The sequence below is a fragment of the Paraburkholderia silviterrae genome (assembly GCF_004353915.1).
Classification (GTDB): domain Bacteria; phylum Pseudomonadota; class Gammaproteobacteria; order Burkholderiales; family Burkholderiaceae; genus Paraburkholderia; species Paraburkholderia silviterrae.
In genome coordinates this window covers 37,732-61,241 of the sequence record NZ_SMRP01000033.1, presented here as the reverse complement: position 1 = coordinate 61,241, position 23,510 = coordinate 37,732, and the positions used below count along the sequence as shown (strand labels likewise).

General features: G+C 64.3%; 24 protein-coding genes and 1 pseudogene. 7 read left to right on the top strand and 18 right to left on the bottom strand.

Annotated features, from left to right (window positions below; translation table 11 throughout):
• Window positions 1-337: 337 nt before the first annotated feature.
• The gene (locus EYW47_RS35170) at window positions 338-640 is read right to left on the bottom strand and encodes a Dabb family protein (protein WP_133199415.1); all 303 of its coding nucleotides are present in this window, start codon (window positions 638-640) and stop codon (window positions 338-340) included.
• Between the two features lie 339 nt (window positions 641-979).
• On the opposite strand from EYW47_RS35170, the gene EYW47_RS35165 reads away from it, so the two are divergent.
• From EYW47_RS35165 to EYW47_RS35150, 4 genes are all read left to right on the top strand, one after another.
• Window positions 980-1,864, top strand: a complete 885-nt coding sequence (locus tag EYW47_RS35165) for an intradiol ring-cleavage dioxygenase (RefSeq protein WP_133199414.1) — start codon at window positions 980-982, stop codon at window positions 1,862-1,864.
• Window positions 1,865-1,905: 41 nt separating this feature from the next.
• Window positions 1,906-2,973 carry a maleylacetate reductase gene (locus tag EYW47_RS35160; RefSeq protein ID WP_133199413.1) on the top strand — a complete coding sequence of 356 codons (1,068 nt, stop codon included), beginning with the start codon at window positions 1,906-1,908 and terminating at the stop codon, window positions 2,971-2,973.
• Window positions 2,974-3,010: 37 nt separating this feature from the next.
• Window positions 3,011-3,625 carry an FMN-dependent NADH-azoreductase gene (locus tag EYW47_RS35155; RefSeq protein WP_133199412.1) on the top strand — a complete coding sequence of 205 codons (615 nt, stop codon included), beginning with the start codon at window positions 3,011-3,013 and terminating at the stop codon, window positions 3,623-3,625.
• 132 nt (window positions 3,626-3,757) lie between these two features.
• The gene (locus EYW47_RS35150) at window positions 3,758-4,363 is read left to right on the top strand and encodes an FMN-dependent NADH-azoreductase (RefSeq protein WP_133199411.1); all 606 of its coding nucleotides are present in this window, start codon (window positions 3,758-3,760) and stop codon (window positions 4,361-4,363) included.
• Here the strand turns inward: EYW47_RS35150 and EYW47_RS35145 are convergent.
• The 4 genes and pseudogenes from EYW47_RS35145 to EYW47_RS41140 all read right to left on the bottom strand — a co-directional run bounded on the left by EYW47_RS35145 (window position 4,272) and on the right by EYW47_RS41140 (window position 6,707).
• Window positions 4,272-4,721 carry a porin gene (locus tag EYW47_RS35145; RefSeq protein ID WP_133199410.1) on the bottom strand — a complete coding sequence of 150 codons (450 nt, stop codon included), beginning with the start codon at window positions 4,719-4,721 and terminating at the stop codon, window positions 4,272-4,274. The two genes, EYW47_RS35150 and EYW47_RS35145, sit on opposite strands and share 92 nt — an antisense overlap.
• Window positions 4,722-5,018: 297 nt before the next feature.
• A pseudogene (locus tag EYW47_RS35140) lies at window positions 5,019-6,115 on the bottom strand (M14 family metallopeptidase).
• Window positions 6,116-6,123: 8 nt separating this feature from the next.
• A complete protein-coding gene (locus EYW47_RS41145) occupies window positions 6,124-6,507 on the bottom strand; it encodes an MFS transporter (RefSeq protein ID WP_165976767.1) in 384 nt (127 codons plus the stop codon).
• Window positions 6,474-6,707, bottom strand: a complete 234-nt coding sequence (locus EYW47_RS41140) for an MFS transporter (protein ID WP_165976766.1) — start codon at window positions 6,705-6,707, stop codon at window positions 6,474-6,476. Before EYW47_RS41140 ends, EYW47_RS41145 begins: the two co-directional genes overlap by 34 nt.
• Here EYW47_RS41140 and EYW47_RS35130 point away from each other — a divergent pair.
• The 3 genes from EYW47_RS35130 to EYW47_RS35125 all read left to right on the top strand — a co-directional run bounded on the left by EYW47_RS35130 (window position 6,697) and on the right by EYW47_RS35125 (window position 8,646).
• Window positions 6,697-7,203: a LysR substrate-binding domain-containing protein gene (locus EYW47_RS35130; protein WP_240764050.1), complete on the top strand. Its 507-nt coding sequence runs from the start codon at window positions 6,697-6,699 to the stop codon at window positions 7,201-7,203. The genes EYW47_RS41140 and EYW47_RS35130 overlap by 11 nt on opposite strands.
• Window positions 7,204-7,510: 307 nt before the next feature.
• Window positions 7,511-7,777, top strand: coding sequence for a hypothetical protein (locus tag EYW47_RS41135; RefSeq protein ID WP_165976765.1), 267 nt, complete (start codon window positions 7,511-7,513; stop codon window positions 7,775-7,777).
• 86 nt (window positions 7,778-7,863) lie between these two features.
• Window positions 7,864-8,646, top strand: coding sequence for an alpha/beta fold hydrolase (locus EYW47_RS35125; RefSeq protein ID WP_165976764.1), 783 nt, complete (start codon window positions 7,864-7,866; stop codon window positions 8,644-8,646).
• Here EYW47_RS35125 and EYW47_RS35120 read toward each other — a convergent pair.
• From EYW47_RS35120 to EYW47_RS35060, 13 genes are all read right to left on the bottom strand, one after another.
• Window positions 8,643-9,614, bottom strand: coding sequence for a helix-turn-helix transcriptional regulator (locus EYW47_RS35120; protein ID WP_133199407.1), 972 nt, complete (start codon window positions 9,612-9,614; stop codon window positions 8,643-8,645). The genes EYW47_RS35125 and EYW47_RS35120 overlap by 4 nt on opposite strands.
• A gap of 973 nt (window positions 9,615-10,587) precedes the next feature.
• Entirely contained in the window at window positions 10,588-12,003 is a 1,416-nt protein-coding gene (locus tag EYW47_RS35115; RefSeq protein WP_133199406.1) for an MFS transporter, read from the bottom strand.
• Window positions 12,004-12,036: 33 nt separating this feature from the next.
• Window positions 12,037-13,290, bottom strand: a complete 1,254-nt coding sequence (locus tag EYW47_RS35110) for an NAD(P)/FAD-dependent oxidoreductase (protein WP_133199405.1) — start codon at window positions 13,288-13,290, stop codon at window positions 12,037-12,039.
• Window positions 13,287-14,249, bottom strand: a complete 963-nt coding sequence (locus tag EYW47_RS35105; protein WP_133199404.1) for a VOC family protein — start codon at window positions 14,247-14,249, stop codon at window positions 13,287-13,289. Before EYW47_RS35105 ends, EYW47_RS35110 begins: the two co-directional genes overlap by 4 nt.
• Before the next feature lie 19 nt (window positions 14,250-14,268).
• Window positions 14,269-15,762 carry an aldehyde dehydrogenase gene (locus EYW47_RS35100; RefSeq protein ID WP_133199403.1) on the bottom strand — a complete coding sequence of 498 codons (1,494 nt, stop codon included), beginning with the start codon at window positions 15,760-15,762 and terminating at the stop codon, window positions 14,269-14,271.
• A gap of 76 nt (window positions 15,763-15,838) precedes the next feature.
• Entirely contained in the window at window positions 15,839-16,696 is an 858-nt protein-coding gene (locus EYW47_RS35095) for an aspartate dehydrogenase (protein WP_377785331.1), read from the bottom strand.
• A complete protein-coding gene (locus tag EYW47_RS35090) occupies window positions 16,689-18,347 on the bottom strand; it encodes a thiamine pyrophosphate-binding protein (protein ID WP_133199401.1) in 1,659 nt (552 codons plus the stop codon). The genes EYW47_RS35095 and EYW47_RS35090 overlap by 8 nt, the downstream gene beginning before the upstream one ends.
• Window positions 18,340-19,155 (bottom strand): SDR family oxidoreductase, encoded by an 816-nt coding sequence (locus EYW47_RS35085; protein ID WP_133199400.1) that lies wholly within the window; start codon window positions 19,153-19,155, stop codon window positions 18,340-18,342. The genes EYW47_RS35090 and EYW47_RS35085 overlap by 8 nt, the downstream gene beginning before the upstream one ends.
• Window positions 19,152-20,096 carry an IclR family transcriptional regulator gene (locus EYW47_RS35080; protein WP_133199399.1) on the bottom strand — a complete coding sequence of 315 codons (945 nt, stop codon included), beginning with the start codon at window positions 20,094-20,096 and terminating at the stop codon, window positions 19,152-19,154. Before EYW47_RS35080 ends, EYW47_RS35085 begins: the two co-directional genes overlap by 4 nt.
• A gap of 19 nt (window positions 20,097-20,115) precedes the next feature.
• A complete protein-coding gene (locus EYW47_RS35075; RefSeq protein ID WP_133199398.1) occupies window positions 20,116-20,994 on the bottom strand; it encodes an alpha/beta fold hydrolase in 879 nt (292 codons plus the stop codon).
• Between the two features lie 51 nt (window positions 20,995-21,045).
• Complete coding sequence (locus tag EYW47_RS35070; RefSeq protein ID WP_133199422.1) at window positions 21,046-21,582, bottom strand: cupin domain-containing protein; 537 nt, start codon at window positions 21,580-21,582, stop codon at window positions 21,046-21,048.
• A gap of 46 nt (window positions 21,583-21,628) precedes the next feature.
• Complete coding sequence (locus EYW47_RS35065) at window positions 21,629-22,405, bottom strand: SDR family oxidoreductase (protein ID WP_133199397.1); 777 nt, start codon at window positions 22,403-22,405, stop codon at window positions 21,629-21,631.
• Window positions 22,398-23,483 carry an aromatic ring-hydroxylating dioxygenase subunit alpha gene (locus tag EYW47_RS35060; protein WP_133199396.1) on the bottom strand — a complete coding sequence of 362 codons (1,086 nt, stop codon included), beginning with the start codon at window positions 23,481-23,483 and terminating at the stop codon, window positions 22,398-22,400. The genes EYW47_RS35065 and EYW47_RS35060 overlap by 8 nt, the downstream gene beginning before the upstream one ends.
• Window positions 23,484-23,510: the final 27 nt, after the last annotated feature.

Sequence of the window (23,510 nt, the reverse complement as noted above, 5' to 3'; positions counted from 1 at the left end):
AGTCCTTTGTCACTAACGCGGAGTGTGCGGGGTGACGGATGCTCCGGAGCCGCTCCGATTGACAGGGCGGTGGTGGACGGCGTCACACTGGCGGTGTGAGCCGCTTTCTTTTGCCTACTTTTCTTTGCGGCTGCAAAGAAAAGTAGGTGCCGCCCCGCACAGGGGCAACACCAATATACCTACATGAAAACAAGGAAAGGCCAACACCACCAAGAACCACACCAAAACCAAGAAATCACACTTTCAAAACACTCACTAACGTGACGCATGCCACCGCAGCACAGGCTGCAAGCACCGAGCGCGCCGCTTAGCAAGCGTCGCAATCCCACCGCCATCCCTAATGGAGATAATAATCAACCTGGTGACGCGCTTCCCGCATACCGGCAAGCGCCTCACGAACCCGAAGATGCTCCGGGTGCTTGGCATAAGCCTCGAGTGCTGCACTCGACTCGAAATCTGCGACCAGAACCACGTCGCACGCGTAATCGACTGCGCTGACGTCGGTGCCCACGTCAAGCGTCAACATACCGGGAATCACACCCCGAAGACTTTCGAACTCCTTCTTGACGTACGAGGCCGTCTCACGGCGCTCCTCTGCGGTTTGACCCGCGACACGCCACATCACGATATGCCTGATCATGCTTATGCCTTTGTAAATAAACTCAAAACGAACGCATAGGCAGAAGATTTCTCCCCCGCCAGCGACCCCTTCGCACTATATTTTCCGTTCGTGCAATTTAGATCCACGATAGGCCCTTCTCGTGCGAAGAGAAATAGCCTCGCGGAAGAACTGTCCTTCACGTGGTGGAAGAATCAAACCAAAGTCATCCTGTTAGCGTTTAGCGGCTCCATCCATCATTTTTCCACCTACTGGAAATTTGTTTTCGCGCTCACGCATATTTTTCCTTCACGAACGCCGCTAGAGTGCGGGCATGACCGCTCAACCATGAAGCCGGCAAAGAGAAACGTGGAGGCAGCAATGCGCAATATCAGCGAAGACACCATCACCCAGGCCGTGCTGGCAGCCATGAGTGGCTGCAAGAATCCCAGGCTGCGCACCGTCATGACCAGTCTCGTGCAGCATCTGCACTCCTTCGCACGCGACATCGAACTGACCGAGGACGAGTGGCGCTACGCGATCCAGTTCCTGACCGACGTCGGTCATATCACCGATGACAAACGTCAGGAGTTCATACTTCTTTCGGATACGCTCGGCCTCTCGATGCTGACCACGACGCAGAACAACCGCAAGCCGCCCGAATGCACGGAGGCCACGGTGCTGGGGCCGTTCTTTGTGGAAGGCGCGCCCGAGTACCAGAATGGCGAGGACGTCTCCAATGGCGCGGCCGGTCTGCCGTGCTTTGTCTCCGGGCACGTGCGCGGCCTGCACGGCGAACCCGTGTCGGGCGCGGCGCTCGAGATCTGGCAATCGGACGAAGACGGCTACTACGACGTCCAATATGCCGATCCACAGCAAGAGGAAATGGAATTTCGGGCCCGTGCCCGCCTGCACACGCTGGCCGACGGCCGCTTTCACTTTCGCTCGATTCTCCCGGAGGCGTATCCCATCCCGCACGATGGCCCGGTGGGCAAGATGCTCGAAGCGCTCGGACGGCATCCGTGGCGTCCCGCACATCTGCATTTCTGGATCAACGCGGCCGGCTACGAGCCCCTGATCACGCATGTCTTCCGCAACGAGGACCAGTACCTCGATTCGGACGCCGTCTTTGGCGTGCGCTCGACGCTGGTGGCGGACTGGGTCGAACACGCTCCGGGCGTGGCGCCCGATGGCTCGCGGATGGACACGCCTTATTACACGCTCGACTATGACTTCGTCCTCAATCCGGTCGCGCAGACGGCATGACGCCGCCGCGTTTCCCGATCAACCGAACTTCGAGCTCCATCGTGCCCACATCTGACTTCGTTTTTAACGGTCGCGCGACGCGTGTCGTGTTTGGCAGCGGATCACGCATTCATCTCGAACACGAATTGCTGGCGCTGGGCGCGCAACGTGCATTGGTCCTGTGCAGCCCGGAGCAGCATGCACTCGGCGCATCGGTGGCCACGCAATTGGCTAGTCGCTGCGCAGGTCTTTTCGATCGCGCCGCCATGCATGTGCCGGTCGAGCTTGCGCTCGAAGCACGGGCGGCAGCCAGTTCGTTGGGGGCCGATTGCATCGTCGCGGTGGGCGGCGGTTCGGCAATCGGGCTCGCCAAGGCCATTGCGCTCGAATCGAGCCTGCCGGTTCTCGCGATGCCCACCACTTATGCCGGAAGCGAAATGACGCCCATCTACGGGCTGACCGAGGCGGGCCAGAAGCGGACCGGAACCGATATTCGCGTCTTGCCGAAGACGGTCATCTACGATCCGGACCTCACGCTGACCCTGCCGGTTGCCATGTCGGTCACGAGCGGCATCAACGCCATCGCGCACGCGGCGGAGGGCCTGTATGCACGCGACGCCAATCCGCTGACGAGCCTGATGGCCGAGGACGGTATCGCAGCGCTCGCGCGCAGCTTGCCCAATATCGTCGCGAGACCCGACGATCCGGCCGCGCGCGCCGACGCCTTCTACGGCTCCTGGCTGTGCGGCGCCGTGCTCGGCAGCGTCGGCATGGCGTTGCATCACAAGCTATGCCATACGCTGGGCGGCAGTTTCGATCTGCCGCACGCGCCAACGCACACTATCGTGCTCCCACATGCGCTGGCGTACAACGCCGAGGCTGCACCGGAAGCGATGAAGCGCATCGCGAAGGCCGTTGGGCATGAAAACGCGGCACAAGGTCTGTACGAACTCGCACGTGCAAACGGCGCGCCCATTGCGCTGAAGGACATCGGCATGCGCGAGGACCAGTTGGACCGCGCCACCGACCTCGCGTGCAGCAATGCTTACTGGAACCCCCTGCCACTGAAACGTGACGCGATTCGCGCGTTGTTGCAACGCGCATTCGAAGGAGCCGCGCCGAAGCCGTGATGCCGCGAGTCCCCCGCGTTTATCGGAGACGTTCGCAATGAAGTTGCTGCACATCGATTCCAGTATTCTCGGAGCCCGTTCGGTCAGCCGTTTGCTCTCCTCAAAAATCGTCGAACAACAACGGAGACTGCACCCCGCTCTCGACGTGGTGTACCGGGACCTTGCGTGCGATTGCGCGTTGCACTTTTCAGCCGCGCACATGGCCGCGTGGGCCGGCGAAGCGCTCGAAGGCGCCGAACTCTGCAGCGATCTCGAACTCGGCCAGGAGTATCTGGATGAACTGTTCGAGGCCGATATCATCGTCATCGGCGCACCGATGTACAACCTGACGGTTCCGTCCCAGTTGAAGGCATGGATTGACCGCATCGTCATAGCTGGAGAAACCTTCACCTATGACGATACCGGCGCGGTCCGGACATTGCTTCCACCCGGCAAAAAGATCATCATCGCTTCGACACGCGGCAACGTCTACGTGGCCGACACCTCAACGGCGGCGCTCGAACACCACGAGCGCTTTCTGAAGGGTGTGTTTGCGTTCCTCGGGTTACGCGACGTGACGGTGGTCCGCGCGGAGGGCCTCGCGCTCGGAGCCAGCACCCGCAACGCCGCGATCTGCCACGCACAGGTGAAAATTGCCGCCATTCGCCCCTGAGGGTTTCGGCCCAATTCCATCTCCCGCAGCGATGGGTCCCATCGAAAAAAACAGGCTATTCCGATGGCCATTCGAGGCCTATCGTGCAGCTAACCGGCAAACACATCGTCTGCCACTTCGGAGAGAAATTTCATGAAACTGCTGCACGTAGATTCCAGCATCCTCGGCGCCGGCTCGGTTAGCCGCGATTTGTCGGCGGATGTCGTCGCGACCTTCCAGGGCCGCCAATCCGACCTTACGGTCACGCGGCTGGACCTGGCCGCCACGCCCATCGGCCACCTCACGGGCGCGCACCTCGCGGCCGCGCAAGGCGCGCCGGTCGACGATGCATTGAAGGCCGACGTCGCCATCGGGCTGGCCGCGCTCGAAGAATTCCTGGCCGCCGACATCGTGGTCATCGGCGCGCCGATGTACAACTTTGGCATCCCCTCGCAGCTGAAGGCCTGGATCGACCGCATCTCCATCGCCGGGAAGACGTTCCGCTACACCGAGCAAGGCCCGGTCGGCCTGGCCGGCGGCAAGAAGCTGGTCATCGCCTCGTCGCGCGGCGGCGTGTACAGCAGCGGCGCGCCCGCCGCTGCATTCGATCATCAGGAAACCTATCTGAAGGCGGCGTTCGGCTTCCTGGGTATCACCGACATCACCTTCATCCGCGCCGAAGGTGTAGCGATGGGCGAGGAGGCGCGCAACGGCGCCATCGCAACGGCCAAGCAAGAGACCGCCGCGCTCGCCGTGTAACCTGGAACTTGAATAGCAAACCTGCGCGCGCAAGCAACTGATTCGGCGTCGATGACGGCGCCACCTCGTTGATTTGCGCGACCGCCGGCGCTCCGTACGAATCGATGCCGGACGCGTACTGGTAGACGCCGATCACATACAGTGTGGTCCGCTTCGAAAGGTAGTACTGCGCGCCCAGGTTGACCTGCTGATACTTCGCGCGCGGCGCGTCGGTGTACGTGTAGCCAAGACCCACATTGAACGCCGGCGTGAACTGATACTGAACGTTCGCCTCGTAGTTGTCGAAGACCGCCTGACCGAGATATGGCGTATTGAGCGTCTGTGCGACGTCCTCGAATCTGGACGGCCTTGCCGCCACCCTCGTTGCTCACATAGTTCACGCCGTCGTCGATCGTGCCGTACAGCGTGACGGAACTCTGTGCATGCGCACTCATGTAAAATGCCGTCATCAGGCCAGATACGACCGCAAATCTGAATTTCATCACGTCTCCAAATTTGAAATTATTCTCGTCACGCTGTGTTGGTGCGTAACTTTTTTAGCTTCGTCAACACAATTTCGCACCGGGTTATTAATATGAATTCCTAACTAAATAGAAAACATTCGTAACCCGTTGCGCGCTGCTTCCAACTCGTGGCTCGGTGCCTTCTGCTCCAGTCAGGCGATCGCGAGCCCCGTAAGCGCCTGCACCAACGCCACCCGTGTTTGCGCCCAGACCGCCCCCTTCCATTCGTCGTGGTCGCAATAGAACGCGTCGCGAATCTGGCGAAGGATGGCGTGCCGCTGCGCGGCCGGCGCATCCGGATGCCGGACCAGCCAGTGCCGTGCACGCAGGCGGTAGATCATCTCGTCGAAGGGCAAGGTTCCGAATTCGAGCGCGATCAGGCCGAGTGCCGTGTCCGTGCACTCGTCATAGGCGATCGAGGCGACCGGTCCCGATACAACCGGCGACTCCGATTCGTCATCGAACGGCGCAAACACGTCTGCGCCCCACCATGAGCGGGCGCGTGCGAGATCGGCGCTCACGTTGCGGCCCGCGTAGATCTTCTCGCCGTGGCCGCGCGGCCCAAGGCCCGTATGCGCGTCGATCCATGCGACATGTTTCATGCGGGCCGCGTGCGGGCGCAGGATCGTGCGCACTGTGCGGTTGTTCCAGGTGGGCGCGCGGCCGCCGTAGAACATGCCGCCCGGCAACGCGTACTGCCCGCTGCTCAGCGCGCGGTGATACGCGGGCATGCCATGGCCCTCGATGTACTCGCCGAGCGCCCGCTCGTTCTCCGGTGAAGGCGGCCACGCGTCGGGCAGCACGAGCGGTTCGATGTCCGCATAGGCGTCGTTTGCGGGCAACCGCGCGTCGAAGTCGATATGGTTGCGGTTCAAATCGACGTTGTCCTGGTTGGTGCGCTGCAGATGCGAGAACCCGTACGGATTGACCGCGTGGATCAGCAGCAGCGCAACGCCGGACTTGCCGAGCCGCGCCATCAGGTCGTCGTCGTGCAGCATCGCCACCTGGCAGCCGGAGCGCAGAAGCCCTCCGGCCCATGCGTGCCCGAACTCAGTATCAGCATGCGGTCAGCGTCGGCGGCGCCGAGCGAGGCAGTGTCGATCGACAATCGCTCGCCGAACGCACCGGTGTAATGCGGCAGCACGAACGTTCGCGTGGTGGCGCGGCGGCACGCGGCGGCATCGAGGAACTGCTGGCGCGCCTCGACGTAGCTGCCGGAAAAATGGGGGATAACGGAAGTGCGATTCATGGCATGGCTCAGATCTTCGAACAGGAGGGGATGCTGGATTCGGCGGCCGAATCCATGTTCTCGCCGGTGCGGTCCTTCAGGTACGGCAGCCCGAGCAGCGACACCAGCGCGGTCAAGATCAGATACCAGGCGGGCGCTAGCTTGTCGCCGCTCGCCTTCACGAGCCAGGTGCTGATGAACGGCGCGAAGCCGCCGAACACCGCCACGCCGATGCTGTAGACAAGCGACATGCCGGTTGCGCGCACGTCTTCGGGAAACATCTCGGGCAAGATCGTGATGCTCGGCACGGCCTGAATCGCGAGAATCACAGTTAGTACACCTATGATCGTGAACAGCACCGCCGGCGTGGGCGACGCCTTCAGCCAGGCGAACGCCGGGTAGATGAACAGCACGAGCGCCACGCGCCGAACAGAATGAGCGGCTTGCGTCCGATGCGGTCGGACCAGCGGCCGACCCACGGCGCAATGACGAGCGTCAGCGCACCAGTCAGCGCGGCGGCGGACAGTGCAAACGCCGGGCTCATCCCGAACTCGCGGATCGCGTAGGTCGGCATATAGAAGCTGACGACATATGAAGCGCCGGTGCCGCCCATCGCGCGGCTGCACGAAGCGCAGGTCGACTTCGCGATCACGCACATCGACCCGCAGGCGCTCGGCGAGGACTTCGTCTGCGTGCCGCTCGCGCCGGTGCAACTCGTGCTGGGCGTGCGCAACCGGCACCCATTGCGCAACCGGCGCAAGATTCGCGACTTCCTCGACGCGGAATGGGCGTTGCCCGGCGACGACGGCCCGACCTCGTCGACGCTGCGCCTGTTTGCGTCGCTCGGGCTGCCGGTGCCCACGCGCGTGATTCACGGCGATTCGATCACCGCGGCGCTCGCGCTCGTCGCGCAAATGGACGTGGTGGGCTTTTTCGTCGAGCCGCTCGCCGACGACATATTCAAGCGCGCGGGCATTCGCCGGCTCGATCTCGACGACGCGCTGCCGGTCATGCAGATTTGCGTGATCCAGCGCCGCGGCAGTCAACTCACACCCGCCGCGCTCCAGTTCATCGAGTGCGTGAAGGAAGCGCTGGTGGCACGCAGCTAGCGATCGGGCATGGACCTCCCGGGGGCTCAAGGCACGCCGCGCCGATGCGCCCACCCTCGCGGAGCATGATGCAATTGCATCATTGCCTGCGATGCCTGGACCCCGCACCATCTCTGCAACAGGATCCCGAATACGGGCAATAACACGCCAAACACCGCGGCAAACACCGCAATTCGATCCTTGTTGAACGACGAACACGAGACAAGCGGCAGACATAACAACGTCACACCATCGCGCTGAGCGATGTCCGGCCTCGTACCTGCAAAGCCGCCGCGTACGACGCCTTTCGTCTTATCTGGAGATGCACATGAAGATGCCGACTGCCCTCCTTGTCGCCTTCGTTCTCTCTTCGACAGCGTTGGCCGAGGACAATCCCGCATCACCCGCAGCCGCGGTGACTGCACAAACCGAAGCTGCACCCGCGACGACCGCCGCGCCCGCGCCCCAGGCTGCCGGCGGCAACAAAATCTGCCGCATGACGCACGGCTGGACCTGCCATCTGCACGACCAGAGCCTCGAGCCGGGTACGAACTGCCTGTGCGGCGATCACCACGGCGTCGTCGACGTTCAGTAACTCGACCTTCGAACGGCCACACCGCCACGCGCAAAGCCCGCCTGCCCCAGACGGCGGGCAACTCCCCCACATCAAGCCCAGCGAACATGAACTCTCCCCTGTCCACGCTGTTCCTGCACGGCGGCCCGGGACTCTCGTCGATCGCCGAACGCGATCTCTACGGACACACGCTGCCGATCCACTGGTGGGACCAACCGCGCTCGGTCGTGCTGTTCGCCCGGCCGTTTGGTGCGCTCGTTGAAGCGGCGGAAGACGAGATCCGCATGCTCGCCGACACTACGGGGGGGCCGATCGATCTGCTCGCGCATTCGTTCGGCGCACATCTCGCGCTGCGGCTCATCGCGCGCGTGCCTGCGCACGTCGGCAAGCTGTGGCTGCTCGCGCCCGTCTACGACATCGGCGACGCCTTCGTGCGGCTCGCCACGCGGCTGTTGACGCTCTCGCCTGCCTCCGAGCCGCTGCTCGCCGCGCTCGCGGAATTCAAGGCGACCAGCGACTACGCGCGTTTCGCGCGGCTTGCGGCTCAGGTCACAAGCTTTGCAAACCTCTTCGAGCTTTACTGGGGTGCGGGTGCAAACACGCGCCGGCGCTGGTATCTGGATCTGCTCGCACGCCAGAACCTGGTGGACCCCAGCGCGTTCGAGGTGATCGTGCGCGACTTCTGGGCCGATCCGCTGCCGCCTCTCGAGCCCGTGGCGGGCGTGCAAAAGGTGCAGCTCGTGTTTGGCCGCGAGGATCCGCTCATCGATCTGGACGCGGAGCGCCACACGTGGATGCAGCTCTTTCCGCGCGCGCAATACGTCGAGCTCGACACCGGCCACTTCGTGCATCTCGAAGCACCGGCTTCGCGCTGGTGGAAATCGATCTAGTGCCCCGCGCGCCTGAGCTGCTGCACGAGCTCGGCATTTGAATGCACGCCGGCACGCTCGTGTATTGCCTGCAGATGATTGCGAACCGTAGCGGGCGCGATGGCCAGCGACCGCGCGATTTCCTTGTGCGTGAGGCCCACGGTCACGAGCTTTGCAACTTCGAGTTCGCGAGGTGAAAGCGTATCCACCGGCACGCGCGCACGAGCGCGAACGAACACCGCGTCGCGCACCACTTCGGTGAAGAACAGCGCGGCTCGCCCCTGAAAGCTCGACCGACCACCGTTGCCCGCGAGCCGCGTGAGATTCGCCGGTAAAGCACGATGCGCGAGGGATGGCCATTCCTCGCGCAGCAGATTGCGGAAGTCTGGCTCGACGAACAGGAAATCGCCGCCCACATCGCAAACCGCCATCGACCACGCTGCATCGCCGCGGTGCGGCCTGTTCCGTTCCATCTGAAACACGAGGCTCGTCTGCAAGGCCTCCATCAGATGCGGAAACACGAGTTCGAGTGTCCTGCGCTGCGACTCGTTGAACGGTTTGTCCTCGTATGCGCCATACAGCGAGATGGCCTGCCGCAGGCCGTCCTCGCCGGATTTGCAGCCAATGATCAGCCCGTGCATATGGCGGTAGCGGTGCACGTAGTTCAAGAGGCCCGGACTGCGCTGGTGCGCATAGACCACGGAAAGGGGAAGGTTGGCCACGGTGCCGAGATGCGCGAGGCACCACGCGGCGGCGCAATCGTGTTCGCGAACGGCTTCGTAATCCTTGAGCGACTCGGGCGAGTCATTGTAGAGATAGGGCGCGTGATAGGCCACGCCGCGCGCGTCGTGGCGCGCCGTGCCCCAGCGTGCCGCGTCGAACGGCACGAGCGCCTTGAGCAGCTTGAGCGCATGCTCCTGAAAGGCATCGAAAGGCACTTCGCGTGCCGCGCCATGCAATGAAAGAAGAAAGCCACTGAGTTCGTTCATGGCTGCCTCCGCTTTCGAATCTTGCTTATTGGCCCCGGCTGAAAACGGAAAACAGTGGAATCGAATTTTTGGTTTGCTTTTTATTTTAATAGCACAGAATTCGTGGGTATCCAAGCGTGTTGGTATCTATCTGGATGTGCGATGGATTGAGCAGCGGTCGATGCGATTTATTCGTGCTGGGATCACGTTGGGGGCGTTCTGCAGATTTTTTAGTTTGTCTATTTAAAATGTGGTTGATTAAAAGATTGGTGGGTGTTCGGGATTGCTGGCTGCCTGGATAGGTGTGTTGGGGTTCCTGGCGCGTTGGTGTGCTTCGAGTGAGATCTACTGCCGTAGCGGGCGCGGCGCTTGGGGTGTTGGCCTTTCCTTGCTTTCATGTAGGTATATTTGTGTTGCCCCTGTGCGGGGCGGCACCTACTTTTCTTTGCAGCCGCAAAGAAAAGTAGGCAAAAGAAAGCGGCTCACACCGCCAGTGTGACGCCGTCCACCACTGCCCTGTCAATCGGAGCGGCTCCGGAGCATCTGTCACCCCGCACACTCCGCGTTAGTGACAAAGGACTCATCCTTCCCGCCGCGCGCTACGCGCGGGCGGAAAGGTCTGCAAGGAAAACCGAGCTTTCTGCCAGGCGAATAGCGGGAGTGACGCCGCCGAATAAGTTGGAATCCTACGAATGTGCGTGCGTCCCGTCGGTATTGGTTATGCCCCACGGCGCGCAGAGCGCCGCCGGATGGATGAGCCCTTTGTCACTCCGGGTGACGGCGAGTGATGACAGACGCCCCGGAGCCACTCCGATTAAAGGTTAGTGGTCCACTGCGTCACACTGGCGGTTTGAGCGGCTTTCTTTTGCCTACTTTTCTTTGCCGCTGCAAAGAAAAGTAGGTGCCGCCCCGCACAGGGGCAACGCATGCGGCCCGCCGCGAATACAAGGAAAGGCCAACGCACCCAAAGCCCCTCAAAATCTTCACCACACACTCAGGCTTCCAACTGCTCCAGCACCTTACCTTTCGTCTCGATACCAAGAAAATGCACCGTCACCGCAGCGAGAAACGGCACGGCGGCAAGAATATAAAACGCCACATCGAGATTACCGCCGATCATCGTCTTCGAAACAATAGTGGGCGCGAAGATCGCCGCCACTTTCAGCCACGCACCGCCCATACCACAACCGAACGCCCGAATGCTCGTAGGGTAAAGCTCAGGCGTATAAACATAGGCAGTAATGAACCCACATGCAAGCAACCCAAGCGACAGCGCACAGAACGTAGCCACCACATAAACCGACATACCATGGCAGATACCGGCCATCGCGAGCGACACAGCACACAGCACAAACGAGACGTTGATGATGGACTTGCGGCCCACCTTATCCACCAGCAACGCGCAGGTAAGCGAACCTAGCACACCAAGCACCGAAGCGGCCACCGCAAGGTTAAGCGCAAGTTGCAGCGGCGCATGATAGACATTGCGATAAATCGTAGGCAACCACGTAGAAAGCCCATACTGAATGAACCCGCAGGTCATCCACAACATAGCCACCGCAAGCGTGCGCTTGAGATACGCCGGCCCAAACAGATCCTTCACATGCCGCTTCGGATGGCGCTTCACGAGCGCATCGAAATCGCCAGCGTTGGTGACCGGATCAAGCGGCCCCTTCGCGGTGCGCTCGAACGCGCTCACGGCATCGGCGGCCTCCTGCAGGCGCTCGCGTTCGGCGAGCCAGCGCGGCGACTCCGGCACGAGCTTGCGCAACACGAAGAACAGCACGAGCGGCAGCGCACCAATGAAATACATGGCCTGCCAGCCAAAGCGCGGCACAATCCACGCCCCCAGCGCGTTCGAAGCCAGCAACCCAACCGGGAACACAATCTCATAGAGGAGAACGAAGCGCCCACGGCCATGAGCGCGGCTCACCTCGTTGATATACGTCGCGGCCACAGGCAACTCGCCACCCAGCCCAAAACCCTGCACCACACGCAGCGCGGCAAACACGAGGAAGGTCGGCGCGAAGCCGCAAGCAATGCTCGTCAGGCCGATGATGCCCGAGCTCCACGCAATCGCGCGCACGCGTCCGTGACGCTCGGCAAGCCACGGAAACAGGAAGGCGCCAAACAGCTGGCCGACCGAACCCGAGGCGATCAGAAAGCCGATCTCCCACGGCGTGAGATGCCACTTCTGGATGAGAATCGGCAATGTCGCGGCAATCGCGATCACGTCGAAACCGTCAAAGAAGGTGGCGAGTCCGATCAGGAGGCGCGCGCGCACCTGCATGGCGTTGGTCGGCAGCCGCTCGAGCCGCGCGATGATCGATCCGCGCGTGTGTGGCCCACTGAACGTCTCGGCGAGCGGGGCGTCGCCGCAATTGCCGATGGTGGTATCGAAAGTTCTCATGCCTGTGGTCCCGTCTCCGTGTTGTCTCGGGCCTTATGCGAGGGCCTTGCTCGTGTCCGTGAGCGCCGCGATGTCGACCGCGCGCCCCTGGCTCATCCATTTGCGCGCGAGCTTGAGCTCACGCGCCGAGTTGATCGCGATGACGCCCCGCAGATGCCCTTGTTCCACGAAGAAGAGCGTCGCGCGCTTTTCCTCGAGGCTGCCGCGCAGCGCCGGTGCGACGCCGGCCGGAATGTCGCCGAGAATCTGCAGGTTCACGTCGTACTGATCGGACCAGAACCACGGGATTTCCGCATAAGGCGTCTTCACGCCCAGCACGGCCTTGGCCACGGCAATGGCCTGATTCTGTGCATTGGCCCACGACTCCAGCCGCACGCGGCGCTTGAGCCATGCGTTCGGATGGTTCGCCACGTCGCCGCAGGCAAATACGCAGGCGTCCGAAGTTTCGCCGAACTCGTCCACGACAATGCCGTCTTCCACGGCGAGGCCCGCGGCCTCGGCAAGCGCCGTATGCGGCGCGAGACCGATGCCGGCCACGGCGAAATCGGCGTCGAGCGTGCTGCCGTCCGCGAAGGTCGCGCGCACGCCGCCTTGCTCGCAGTCTTCGAGCGAGACGAGCGCCGCGTTCAGCCGCACGTCCACGCCATTCGCGCGGTGCAATTCGAGCAAGAAGTCCGAGACGTCCTGCGGCAGCGAGCGCGCGCACAGACGCGCTGCGCCCTCCACCACGGTGGCTGCCACGCCGAGCTTGCGCGCGGTCGCCGCCACTTCAAGCCCGATCCAGCCGCCGCCCACCACCAGCACGCGCTGGCTGCTGCGCAGCCGCTCGCCCAGCGCCATCGCCTCGTCGAGCGTGCGCAGATAGGTCACGTGCGCGCTTTTCGCGATGTTCGCGGGCAGCTTGCGCGCCGCGCCGCCCGTGGCGATCACGAGGCGGTCGTACTTCACTTCGCGGCCCGAGCGCGTGGTGACGACGCGCGCCGCACGGTCGATGGCCGTCGCGCAGTCGGGTTGCCAGGCTTCGACATTCAGGGCTGCGAATTCATCCGGCTTGGCGATGCGCACCGTTTCAATATCGGCTTCGCCCGCCAAAACGGCCTTCGAGAGCGGCGGACGTTCGTAGGGCAGGTGCACTTCATCCGCGATCATCACGAGACGGCCCGTGTAGCCTTCCTTGCGCAGCGTCTTCACGACCCAGCCCGCGGCCTGGCCGCCGCCAATCACCACGACGGTGCGCGGCGCCTGCTCTGTGCTGTTCTCGATGCTGTGTTCCGTTGCGGCGCTCATTGCTTACGCTCCGTCATGAACTTGCCCTGCGGCGCTTGCGCGTTCTTCTGGCGGCGCGTGTTGCCGTCGAGGCCGCCGTCAATCGCCCACTCCGCGAACACGGTCGGGCCCGGCTCGAACTCGCGCGGCTGCCATTCCGGCGTGAGCACGTCTTCGTCGGCGTAATACTCGATCAAGCCGCCCGCCGGATTCTTGAAGTACCAGAAGTACGCCGAGGAAACCGGATGCCGGCCCGGGCCCAGCTGCGTGGTCCAGCCACAACGGCTGATATGCAGGCCACCGCCGAACACCTCGTGGATGTCGCGCACCGTGAATGCCACGTGGTTGAGGCCCTTCTTGCCGTCGGGCAGCGCGAGCAGGAACAGGTCGTGGTGGCCGCCGTGCGGCGCGCAGCGCATGAAGGCGCCACGATTCGGATAGCGGTCCGAAGTCTCGAAGCCGAGCAGCTCGTGATAGAACTTCTCCTGCTCCGCGAGGCAGTTTGTGAAGAACACCACGTGGCCCACCTCCACCGGTTGCGCGCGCTCATAGACAGGCGACGGCGTATCCACGCGCAGCGTCTGGCCCCACACGTTCGAGGGCGAGCCCTTCACGTCGATCTCGCGCCGGCGCGTGACTTCCAGGCGAATCGCCATGCCTGCGGGGTCGAAGCAACCCACCGCTTCCGGCTCGCTGTAATAGCCCGGCTGGTCCTTCAGGCGCTCACGCAGCGCGTCCAGTTCTTCGCGCGTGGCCACGCCCCACGTCACTTCGCGCAGCGTCGGGCCCGCTTCGAACGCGGCGGGCAACGTTGCGTCGTTCGCGTCGGCCACGAGCACGGTGCAACCGTTGAGCGTTTCAAAACGCGCACGCGTTTCGTCGTGCGAGGTCTCCGTCAAACCCCAGTCGGCAAAAAAGCGCCGGCAGGTTTCGAGGTCGGTCACGCCGTAGGTAATCTGTTCGATGCCAAGAATCGTCATTTGCCACTCCAAATTTTCGTCAGGCATTGGCCCACGGCAGCGGTGCGTCGTTCAAGCCCCAGTAGAGGCTCTTCTGCTGCATGTATTCGCGAATGCCGAGCCGCCCTTTCTCGCGGCCCATGCCGCTCTCCTTCCAGCCCGAGAACGGTGTGGAGATCGAGAACAGCTTGTACGTATTGATCCAGACCGTGCCCGCTTCGAGCCTGCGGGCCACGCGCCACGCGCGCTTGTAGTCGCGCGTCCAGATGCCGGCGGCAAGGCCGAACACGCTGTCGTTCGCTTGCTCGATCAGCGCGGCTTCGTCGTCGAAGGGCATGGCCACCAGCACCGGGCCGAAGATCTCTTCCTGGCAGATGCGCGCACTGTTCTGGAGTCCTTCCAGAATGGTCGGCTGATAGAAGAAGCCGTTCTCGCGCTCGTCGCCCACGGGGCGCTCGCCTCCGCACAGGAGGCGGCCGCCCTCTTCCAGCCCGATCGCCACGTAGCGCTCGACCGACTCGCGGTGCTTCGCCGTGATGAGCGGACCCATCTGCGTGTTCTCGCGCGACGGGTCGCCCACGCGCAGCTTGCGCGCGCCTTCCACGAGGCGCTTCATGAAGGTGTCGTAGATCGAACGCTGCGCAAAGAGGCGCGATCCGGCAATGCACGCCTCGCCCGACGAGCTAAAGATGCCGTACAGCACGCCGTTCACGGCGTGATCGAGATCCGCGTCTTCGAACACGATGATCGGCGACTTGCCGCCCAGTTCAAGCGACACGGGCATGAGCTTTTCCGCCGCGATGCGGGCGATACCGCGCCCCACTTCAGTGCCCCCCGTGAACGAGACCTTCTTCACGAGCGGATGGCGCACCAGCACGTCGCCGATCACCGAGCCCTTGCCGGGCAGCACGCTCAGGATGCCCTTGGGCACGCCCGCTTCCTCGCAGATGCGCGCTAGCGCGAGCGAGACGAGCGGCGTGACTTCGGCGGGCTTGAGCACGACCGCATTGCCGGCCGCGAGTGCGGGCGCGAGCTTCTGCGCGTCCGAGGCGATCGGCGAATTCCACGGCGTGATGGCCGCCACCACGCCAATCGGCTCGTGCACGCTCATCGTCAGGTAGTCGCCGCGCGGCGGCGTGAGCTCGTCGTCGAGCGTTTCGAGGCAGGCCGCGAAGTAGCGGAACGTGTTGGCGGCGCTTGCCACCAGCACGCGCGTCTCGCTGATGGGCTTGCCGTTGTCGCGGCACTGCAGTTGCGCGAGCGCTTCGTGCCGTTGCATGATGAGCTCCGCGATGCGGTAGAGCACGAGCGCGCGCAGATGCGGCTTCATGCCGGCCCATTCGCCCTGCTTCCAGGCCGCGTGCGCCTTCTCGACCGCCTCGCTGGCGTCTTCGGCGCTCGCCGTCGAGACCTCCATGTTCACCGACTGGTCGGCGGGATAAAGGCTCGCAAAAGGCGCGGCGCGTCCCTGGCGCCACTCGCCGCCAATCAGAATATCGCCGTTCGGAACGAGGCTCGTGTCGAATGCAGTCATGTCAGAGGTCTCTTTGTTTCAGTGCCGGCAGTGCCTATGCATATGCACTGCCGGCCATCGCTTCAAAATCGCTTCGTCAGATCACGCAGCGCGCGGCCCGGTTGCGCAGTGCGCGAATCGCGCTGTACGCCGTGAGCGCCGAGGTCTTCGGGTTATCGGGCAGCGGCTTGCCGCACATCTCCAGCGACATCTCGCCGAACATGCCGCGCGCGACGATGCGGTGGACGTTGCGCTCGACGGCCGGGTCGGCGATCAGGCGCACCTTCGTCTGGTCGAGGCCGAGGCCCGCCAGCGCGATGGTGGCCGCCACGTTCGCGTTCTTCGGAAAGAGCCGCGCCGCTTCGCGCGCACTGCCTTCGAAGATCACCCGCTCCTTCGTGAGCGTGCGCAGATCGCAGACCTTTTCCGCCGGCGTATCGAGCCAGCCGAGCGGCGGCTTGCGGCCCGTGTACAGCACTTCGTCGAGGCCGCCGAGCTTCGCCGCCGAAAGCGCGTCGATACCGCCAATCGCGCCGGAGAGCAGCGTGACCGTGGCGTCGCCTTCGTCGGCGGCGAGCGAGAGGCGCTCGAGCAGGTCGACGTCGGAGAGCGCGCCGATCGAGGCCACCGCGCAATCGGTGCCGCTTTGCAGGAGCGGCACGACGTGAGCGATGAGCGCCGCGTGGCCCGCGCATTCGAGCGCAAACTGCGGCTTGGTCGAAAGCGCGTGCACCGACGAGACCACTTCCACCGCGCCGTCCACCTGCTCACGCACGGCAGCGGCGTGTTGCTCGGGCACGATCACGTGCGAGACGTGCACGAGCGGGTCCGCCGCGACCGCGCGATACACGGTCTGCCCGATCGCGCCGAAGCCGATCATCGCGATGTCGATAGGTGCGTGGGGCATGGGGTCCGCCTGGTGGTTAGCCTGGTGGTTAGCCTGGCTGTTACGCATGTTGGGGCTCCTCTTTGCGCACCGGCGGGCCGGCGAATGCGGTCTCGAAGCTGCCCACGGATTTCATGTCCACTTCGAGCAGCACCGGGCCGTCGAACGCAATGCTTTCGCCGATCACGGCGTCCGCGTCGTCGAGCGACGAGAGGCGATAGTGCTTGAGGCCGAGGCTTGCGCAGAACTGCGAGAACTCCGGCTGATGCAGATCGACGAACATGCGGCGGCCGCCGTACTGCGCGTCCTGAATGTTGCGGATCACGCCATAGCACTGGTCGTTCATCAGCACGATCATGACGTTGGCCTTCTCCTGCACGGCCGTCGCGAGCTCGCCCACGTTGACCATCAGGCCGCCGTCGCCGACGAGGCACACGGTCTTCGCCGCCGCGTTCGCGAGCGCCGCGCCAATCGCCATCTGCATGCCCTGGCCGATGCCGCCGCCGAGCGCATGCACGCCCGCACGCGGCGAGAAGATCTTCAGGAGACGGTTGCCCCACGTGCTGTTCGAGATCGTGACGTCGCGCACCCAGTTGTAGTCGCGGCCCACGGCATGTTGCAGCGACTCCACGAGGCGGCGATACGGGCCGAGGCCCCTGGCCGTTTCCGACACGGCGATCTCGCGCGCCTCGGCCAGATCGGCGGCGAATTGCGGATCGACCTTGATGCGGTTTTCGAGGCGCGTGGCGAGTGCGTCGAGCACGCGCGCGGCGTCTCCGTGCACGAACAGCGCATTGCGATAACCGCGGTTGTCGGCGAGCGCGTCGGCGTCGACACGATAGAGCGGCTGCGGCAGCCCAAGCTTGTACTTGAGCGTTTCATTGCCGCGCAGGCGCGAGCCCACCACGAGCATCGCGTCGCAGGTCTTGTAGAAGCGCTCGACCGAGGGGCTCACGTTGAACGCGCCCAGCGTGGCCGGATGATCTTCGGGCAGCACGCCGCGGCCCTGCACGCTCGTCACCACGCCAAAGCCGAGCGCGACGAGACGCTCCACCGCCGCGCGCGCATGGCGCGTGCCGCCGCCGAGCCACAGCAGCGGACGCTTCGCCTTCGCGAGTTCGTTCGCGAGCTGCTCCACGCGCGCTTCGTCGTGCGTGAGGGTCGTGAGATGCGGCGCGCTCAGATCGACGGGCCAGTCGGTCAGCGCGGCCTGAATGTCGATGGGAATCTCCACGCTCACCGGGCCGCTCGGCGCGGTTTGCGCGACGCGCACCGCTTCGCGGATCGTCGGCAGCGCGGTCTCGACCGAGCGCACGCGGAACGCAGCCTTCGAGATCGACTGGAGCATCGACAGTTGATCGGGTGCCTCGTGAATATAGGCGAGGTCCTGATCGAGGTATTCGGTTTCGATCTGGCCGGTGATGTGCAGCAGCGCCGTGCCGGCCGTGAGGGCTTCGACCATCGCGCCCGCCGCGTTGCCCGCCGCCGTGCCCGTGCTCGTGAACGCCACGCCGAGACCGCCCGAGACGCGCGCGAGCCCGTCCGCCATGTTGACCGCGCCCGCTTCGCCGCGCGCGCCCACATAGCGGATATTGCCGCGCCGCCCGATGGCGTCGAGAATCGGCATGTTATGAATCGAGATCACGCCGAAAGCGGTTTGGACTCCGCATTGTTCGAGGAAGGCGGCGATCAGTTCGCCGACGGTGGTTTGATTAGACATGACGTGCAACGCCTCCAGATACATCGATATGACTGCCCGTCGTATAGGACGACAGGGACGTGGCCAGATAAAACAGTGCCTGTGCGGCTTCTTCGGGGCGGCCGAAGCGGCCGAGCGGAATGTGCTTCTTGCGTGCGAGCTCGCGTGTCCAGTCTTCCCAGCTCTGGCCAGCGCTCTGCGCTTGAGTGTCGTTTTCGTAGCGGCGGCGCCACTGGCCCGACTCCACGATGCCGATCAGGATCGAGTTCACGCGAATATGCTCGGGCGCGAGTTCCACCGCGAGCGACTTGATCAGGCTGAGCACGCCCGCGCGCGCCGACGAGGTCGCCACCATGTGCGGCTCGGGCTGCAGTGCGAGCAGCGAGTTCACGCAGACGATCGCGGCATTGCCCCCTTTCGCGGCGCTACGCAACATCGGCAGGAACGCGCGCGTCGGACGGATGATGCTGAAATACTTGAGGTCCAGTTCTTCGCGCCAGGCTTCGTCGGTGGTATCGGCGAAAGTCGAGACGCGGCCCTGGCCCGCGTTGTTCACGAGCATGTCGGCGCGGCCGAAGCGCTGTTCGACGGCGCCCGCAAAAGCCGCCACGTCGTCGGCGTCGAGCACGTCGCAGCGCACGGCAAGCAGTTGTGCCTGCGGATGGCGCTCGCGCAATTCGCGCTCCGCGCGTGCGAGGCGGTCGTTGTCGCGGCCGCAGATCGCGACCGAAGCGCCCGCGCGCAAAAAGAGTTCGGCGCTGGCGAGGCCGATGCCGGACGACCCGCCCGTCACCACCGCAACCTGACCGCTCAAGTCGAGTTCAATCATTTGATCCCCAATGCCTTCATGTAAGGCGATTTCCTGCCGGCTGCCTGCGCACCCGCTTGTTGCTTCGCTTGTTGCTTCGCTTGTTGCTGCGCTTGTTGCTGCATATCCGGCCTGAATTGCGGCCGATAATTCAAACGCTTCGAGAGTTCGTCGGCCGCATGGCGCACCTTGTCGATCAGGCCGCTGTCGAGCAGTTGCGCGTCGATGCCGGGGCGTGGAATGGTCGTCGTCACCACGGCGGCGATGCGGCCCGTGTCGTTGCGCACCGGCGCCGAGACCACCGAGATGCCGCGCTCGAACGACGATTCGCTCACGGCGTAGCCGCGCTCCGCGTCTTCGCGAATGCGTTCGTAAAGCGCCTCGACCGTTTCCGGCGTGGAGGGCGTATAGCGTTCGAGCCGCGGCTCCGGATAGAGCGCGCGCAATTCGTCGAGTGTGAAATCGCCCATCAGCACCTGGCCATGCGTCGTGGCGTGCGCGGGCAACCGCGTGCCGACGTTCACCTTCACCGAGCTGAAAATGGGCGCGTGGCTCTGCGCCTTGGCGACGAACACAATGTCGCGTCCGTCACGGATCACGATGTGCGTGGTCAGGCCGGTTGCGTCGCGCAGCGCCTCGATCAGCGGCAGGCCGAGATCGGTCAGCTCGAGCGAGCTCAGATATTCGAAGCCGAGGCGCAGCACGGCCACGCCCAGGCGGTAGTTGCGGTCGCGGTCGGCGCGCTCGAGAAAGCCGAGCGATTCGAGCGTCTGCAACAGACGAAACACCGTGGTGCGCGGAATGCCGAGGCGCCGCGACAATTCGGGCGCGTCGAGCACCGGCTCGCGCGGCGAGAATTCGGTCAGAATGCGCAGGCCCCGTTCCAGACCTGGCACGCGATAGCTCGTGTCGTTGCGGTCTGCGTCGGCGTCGGGGGACGCGCTGGCGACGTCGGGTGTCATTCCTTAAGCTCCGTAGTACTTAGTATGCAGAACAGAAAGCATCGATCAGCGCGTTGTATGCATCGGGCTGTTCAATGTAGCCTGCGTGACCCGCGTGCGGCACGGTCTGGAACGGCGCCTGCGCGATGTGCGCAAGCCGCTCGCATGCCGCAGGCATGGTGATCGTGTCTTCGGCGCCCACGGCGACGGCCATCGGCACCTTGCCCACGCAGCGCGCGAGCTCGGCAGCGAGATCGGCATTCGCGAGCAAATGCGTGGCCTGCGCATAGCCGTGCGGCACGACACGCGACATGTTCCAGCGCACCCAGGCGCGCGAGTCGGCGCTGGCGTGCGGCGAAAGCATGTTCGCGCTGCGCTTTTCCGCCAGGCCTTGCGGGCCGAGTTCGGCCAGCATCGCGAGGCGCGCATTGCGCTTTTCTTCGCGCACTGCAGGATCGGCGGCGCCGTAGCCAGCGGCGGGCGAGATCAGCAGCAAGCCGCTCACCCGCGCCGGCTGGGCGGCAGCGAATGCACCCGCGATGATCGCGCCAAGCGAATGCCCCACCAGCAAGCAGCGCTCGATGCCGAGCGCGTTGAGCCAGTCGGCCAGCACGCGCGCATAGTCGGCGGCAACGGGCGACGCGCTCGCGACCGGCGTGGAAGCACCGTAACCGGGCGCGTCCCACGCGAGCACGCGGCGCGCACTGCGCAGTGCCTCGAACTGCTGCACCCACGAAGCCGCTCCGGAACCAATGCCATGCAGCAGCACGAGCGGTAGTGCCTCATTACCGCTCTCGCCGGCTGCCTCGCGATAGCTCACGCGCGCCTCGCCGGCCCGGGCCTCGCGCAGCGCAAAGCGCGCGAGACGCGTTTCGAGCGCGGCGGCTGATGAGGCGGCGGTGTCGATCGCTTCGTTCATGACTGGGTGGTCCGTTGCGGAGTCGTGGGTGGCTGGCTTGACTGCGTTGCTTTACTTCGCTTCGCGCTTGATCTTCGCGAGCGGCGAATCCGGCGGGTAAGTCGGCGTGACGGGCTTGGAAGATCCGAGCATCACGCACATCAGCGCGTCTTCCTCGCCGATGTTGATTTCCGTGCGGTACACGCCCGGCGGCACCGAGATCAGGTCACGCTCGCCAAGCACGGCTTCCCACGTTTCGCCGTCTTTCTCGCAGACAACTTTCATCTTGCCGCGCAGCACGAAGAAGATTTCCTCGACATCCATATGGATGTGGCTCGGGCCGATGTTGCCGGCCGGGATCACCATGGTCGAGAACGTGAAGCCGCCCGCGGGCACGGTGTTCGTGTCCTTCGCGACGCCGGTGCCGCCCGTGCCCACGTAGCGCATCTGCGCGCGGCGGTACTTCGGGTCGTAGTCGGCCTGAAACTTCAGCGCGTCCCAGTCGTAGCGGCGCGTTTCGTAGCGCGCCACGCGGCTGTTCATCCAGTCGTCAAAGCTCGCGTCGGCGGGACGGTCCCACGACTTGCACTCGATATCGGCATCGGCCATCGTTTTCTCCTTGGGTTCCTGAGAACTCATGTTCAATTCCACGAAATCAATTCATCACGAAGCCGCCGTTCACCGGCAGCAGTTGTCCGGTCACGAAGCGCGCCGCGTCGGACAAGAGGAACAACACCGGGCCAGAGACGTCCTCGGGAACCTGGGCACGGCGCAATGCGCGCCCTTCGAGGTAATACGCGTGGCGTTCGGCGGGCACGTAGGCCGTGGCCTCCACTTCAGTGAGACCCGGCGCGATGGCGTTGACAGTGATGCCGCCCGCGCCGAATTCGCGTGCGAGCGAATGCGTCATCGCAATCACAGCGCCCTTGCTGGCTACGTAGGCGAGCAGCCTCGGCGCACCCCATAGTGCGGTGTCCGAAGCGATATTGACGATGGCGCCACGGCCCGACTCGCGCAGCCAGCGCTGCGCCGCCGCGCACATGAGCCAGGTGCCGCGCACGTTCACGTCCATCACGGCGTCCCATGTGGCCACGCTGATCTCCTGCGCGAGCTTGCCGCCCGAGTTCGTGATGGCCGCGTTGTTGATGAGCGCATCCACGCCGCCCATGCGTTGCGCGGCGCCATCGACGAATGCCGAAATGCTCTCGGGCTGAGCGAGATCGAGCGGCGCGAACGCCACGTCGTGGCCCTCGGCTGCCAGCGACTTCGCCAGCGCCTCGCCCGCTTCGTGCAGTACGTCGCCGAAGGTGACGCGTGCGCCGACCGTGGCCAGCGCGCTCACGAACGCCGCGCCCAGTCCACGCGCGCCGCCCGTGACGATCACGCGACGGCCGGCAAGCGTTGCCTGCGCCACAAGCTGGGCGTCATGCATGGCTGTGCCCTGCGGCTTGCGCGGCTTCGCCCTGCTGGGCGCGCAGCGCATCGAGCTCGGCGAAGTGCTGCTGGGCGCGCTGGCGCAGCATGCGGCGCACGCGCGTCATGCCCACGTCGTGCTGATAGAGGAACTCGTGATCGCGCGCATTCGGCGCCATGCTTTCCAGCACGTAGCGGTCTTGCTCGAGCACGTCCCAATGCAGGCCTTCGAGGCGGTTGCGGTACATGAAGCGCCACGCGTCGCGCTGCCAGCCCTGCACCTTGCGGGTGCGCCAGAAGTAGACCTGGCAGTTGTCACCGTCTACAGGCACTGCGAAGCCGATGATGCCGAAGTTGCCGCCCGGGCCGAACTTCTTCTTGTACGGAATCGCGAGGCGCATCCACAGACAGCCGGTTTCGCCCAGCTCGACCCAGTCGAAGTTCACGTCGCGCTGGCCGACCTTCTCGAACATCAGGCCGCTCTCGGTCTTGCGCACACGCATGTCGGCCTGCTTGTCGCCTTCGGCCATCGAGTGCGAGGTCGCGTGCAGATAGGCGCCGTGCATCGGGTCCATCACGTTGTCGATGGCGTACTGGTAATTGCACTTCCAGTTCGACATGCACAGGAAGCTCGCATATTCGTCGCCCACGAGCTCCTCGGGCAATTGCAGCGGCGCCGGTTCCTTGTGCGCCTCGTCGCCGAACCAGAGGAAAACCGCGCCGGCGTGCTCTTGCGCCGGATACGACTTCACGCACTTCGTGCCTTCGAGCGGGCAGGCCGAAACGGCAGGCACGTTCTGCACAGTGCCGCTGCCGTCGACTTCGATGCCGTGATACCAGCACGCCACGCGGTTGCCGAGATTCCAGCCGAGCGACAGGCGTGCGCCGCGGTGCGGGCAGCGGTCTTCGAGCGCGTGGACCTGGCCGTCCTGATCGCGCCACAGCACGATCTGCTCGCCAAGGCGTGTGATGCCGATGGGCGCGTTGCCCACTTGCCAGCTCGGCGCAACGGGATACCAGTAGTTCTTGATGCCACGGTCGAGGTAGGCGCGAATCGGGTCGGCGCTGCCGGTGGCTTGAGGCGTGGGGGACGTCATGTGGGGTCTCCGTGTTCAGTGTTTCCG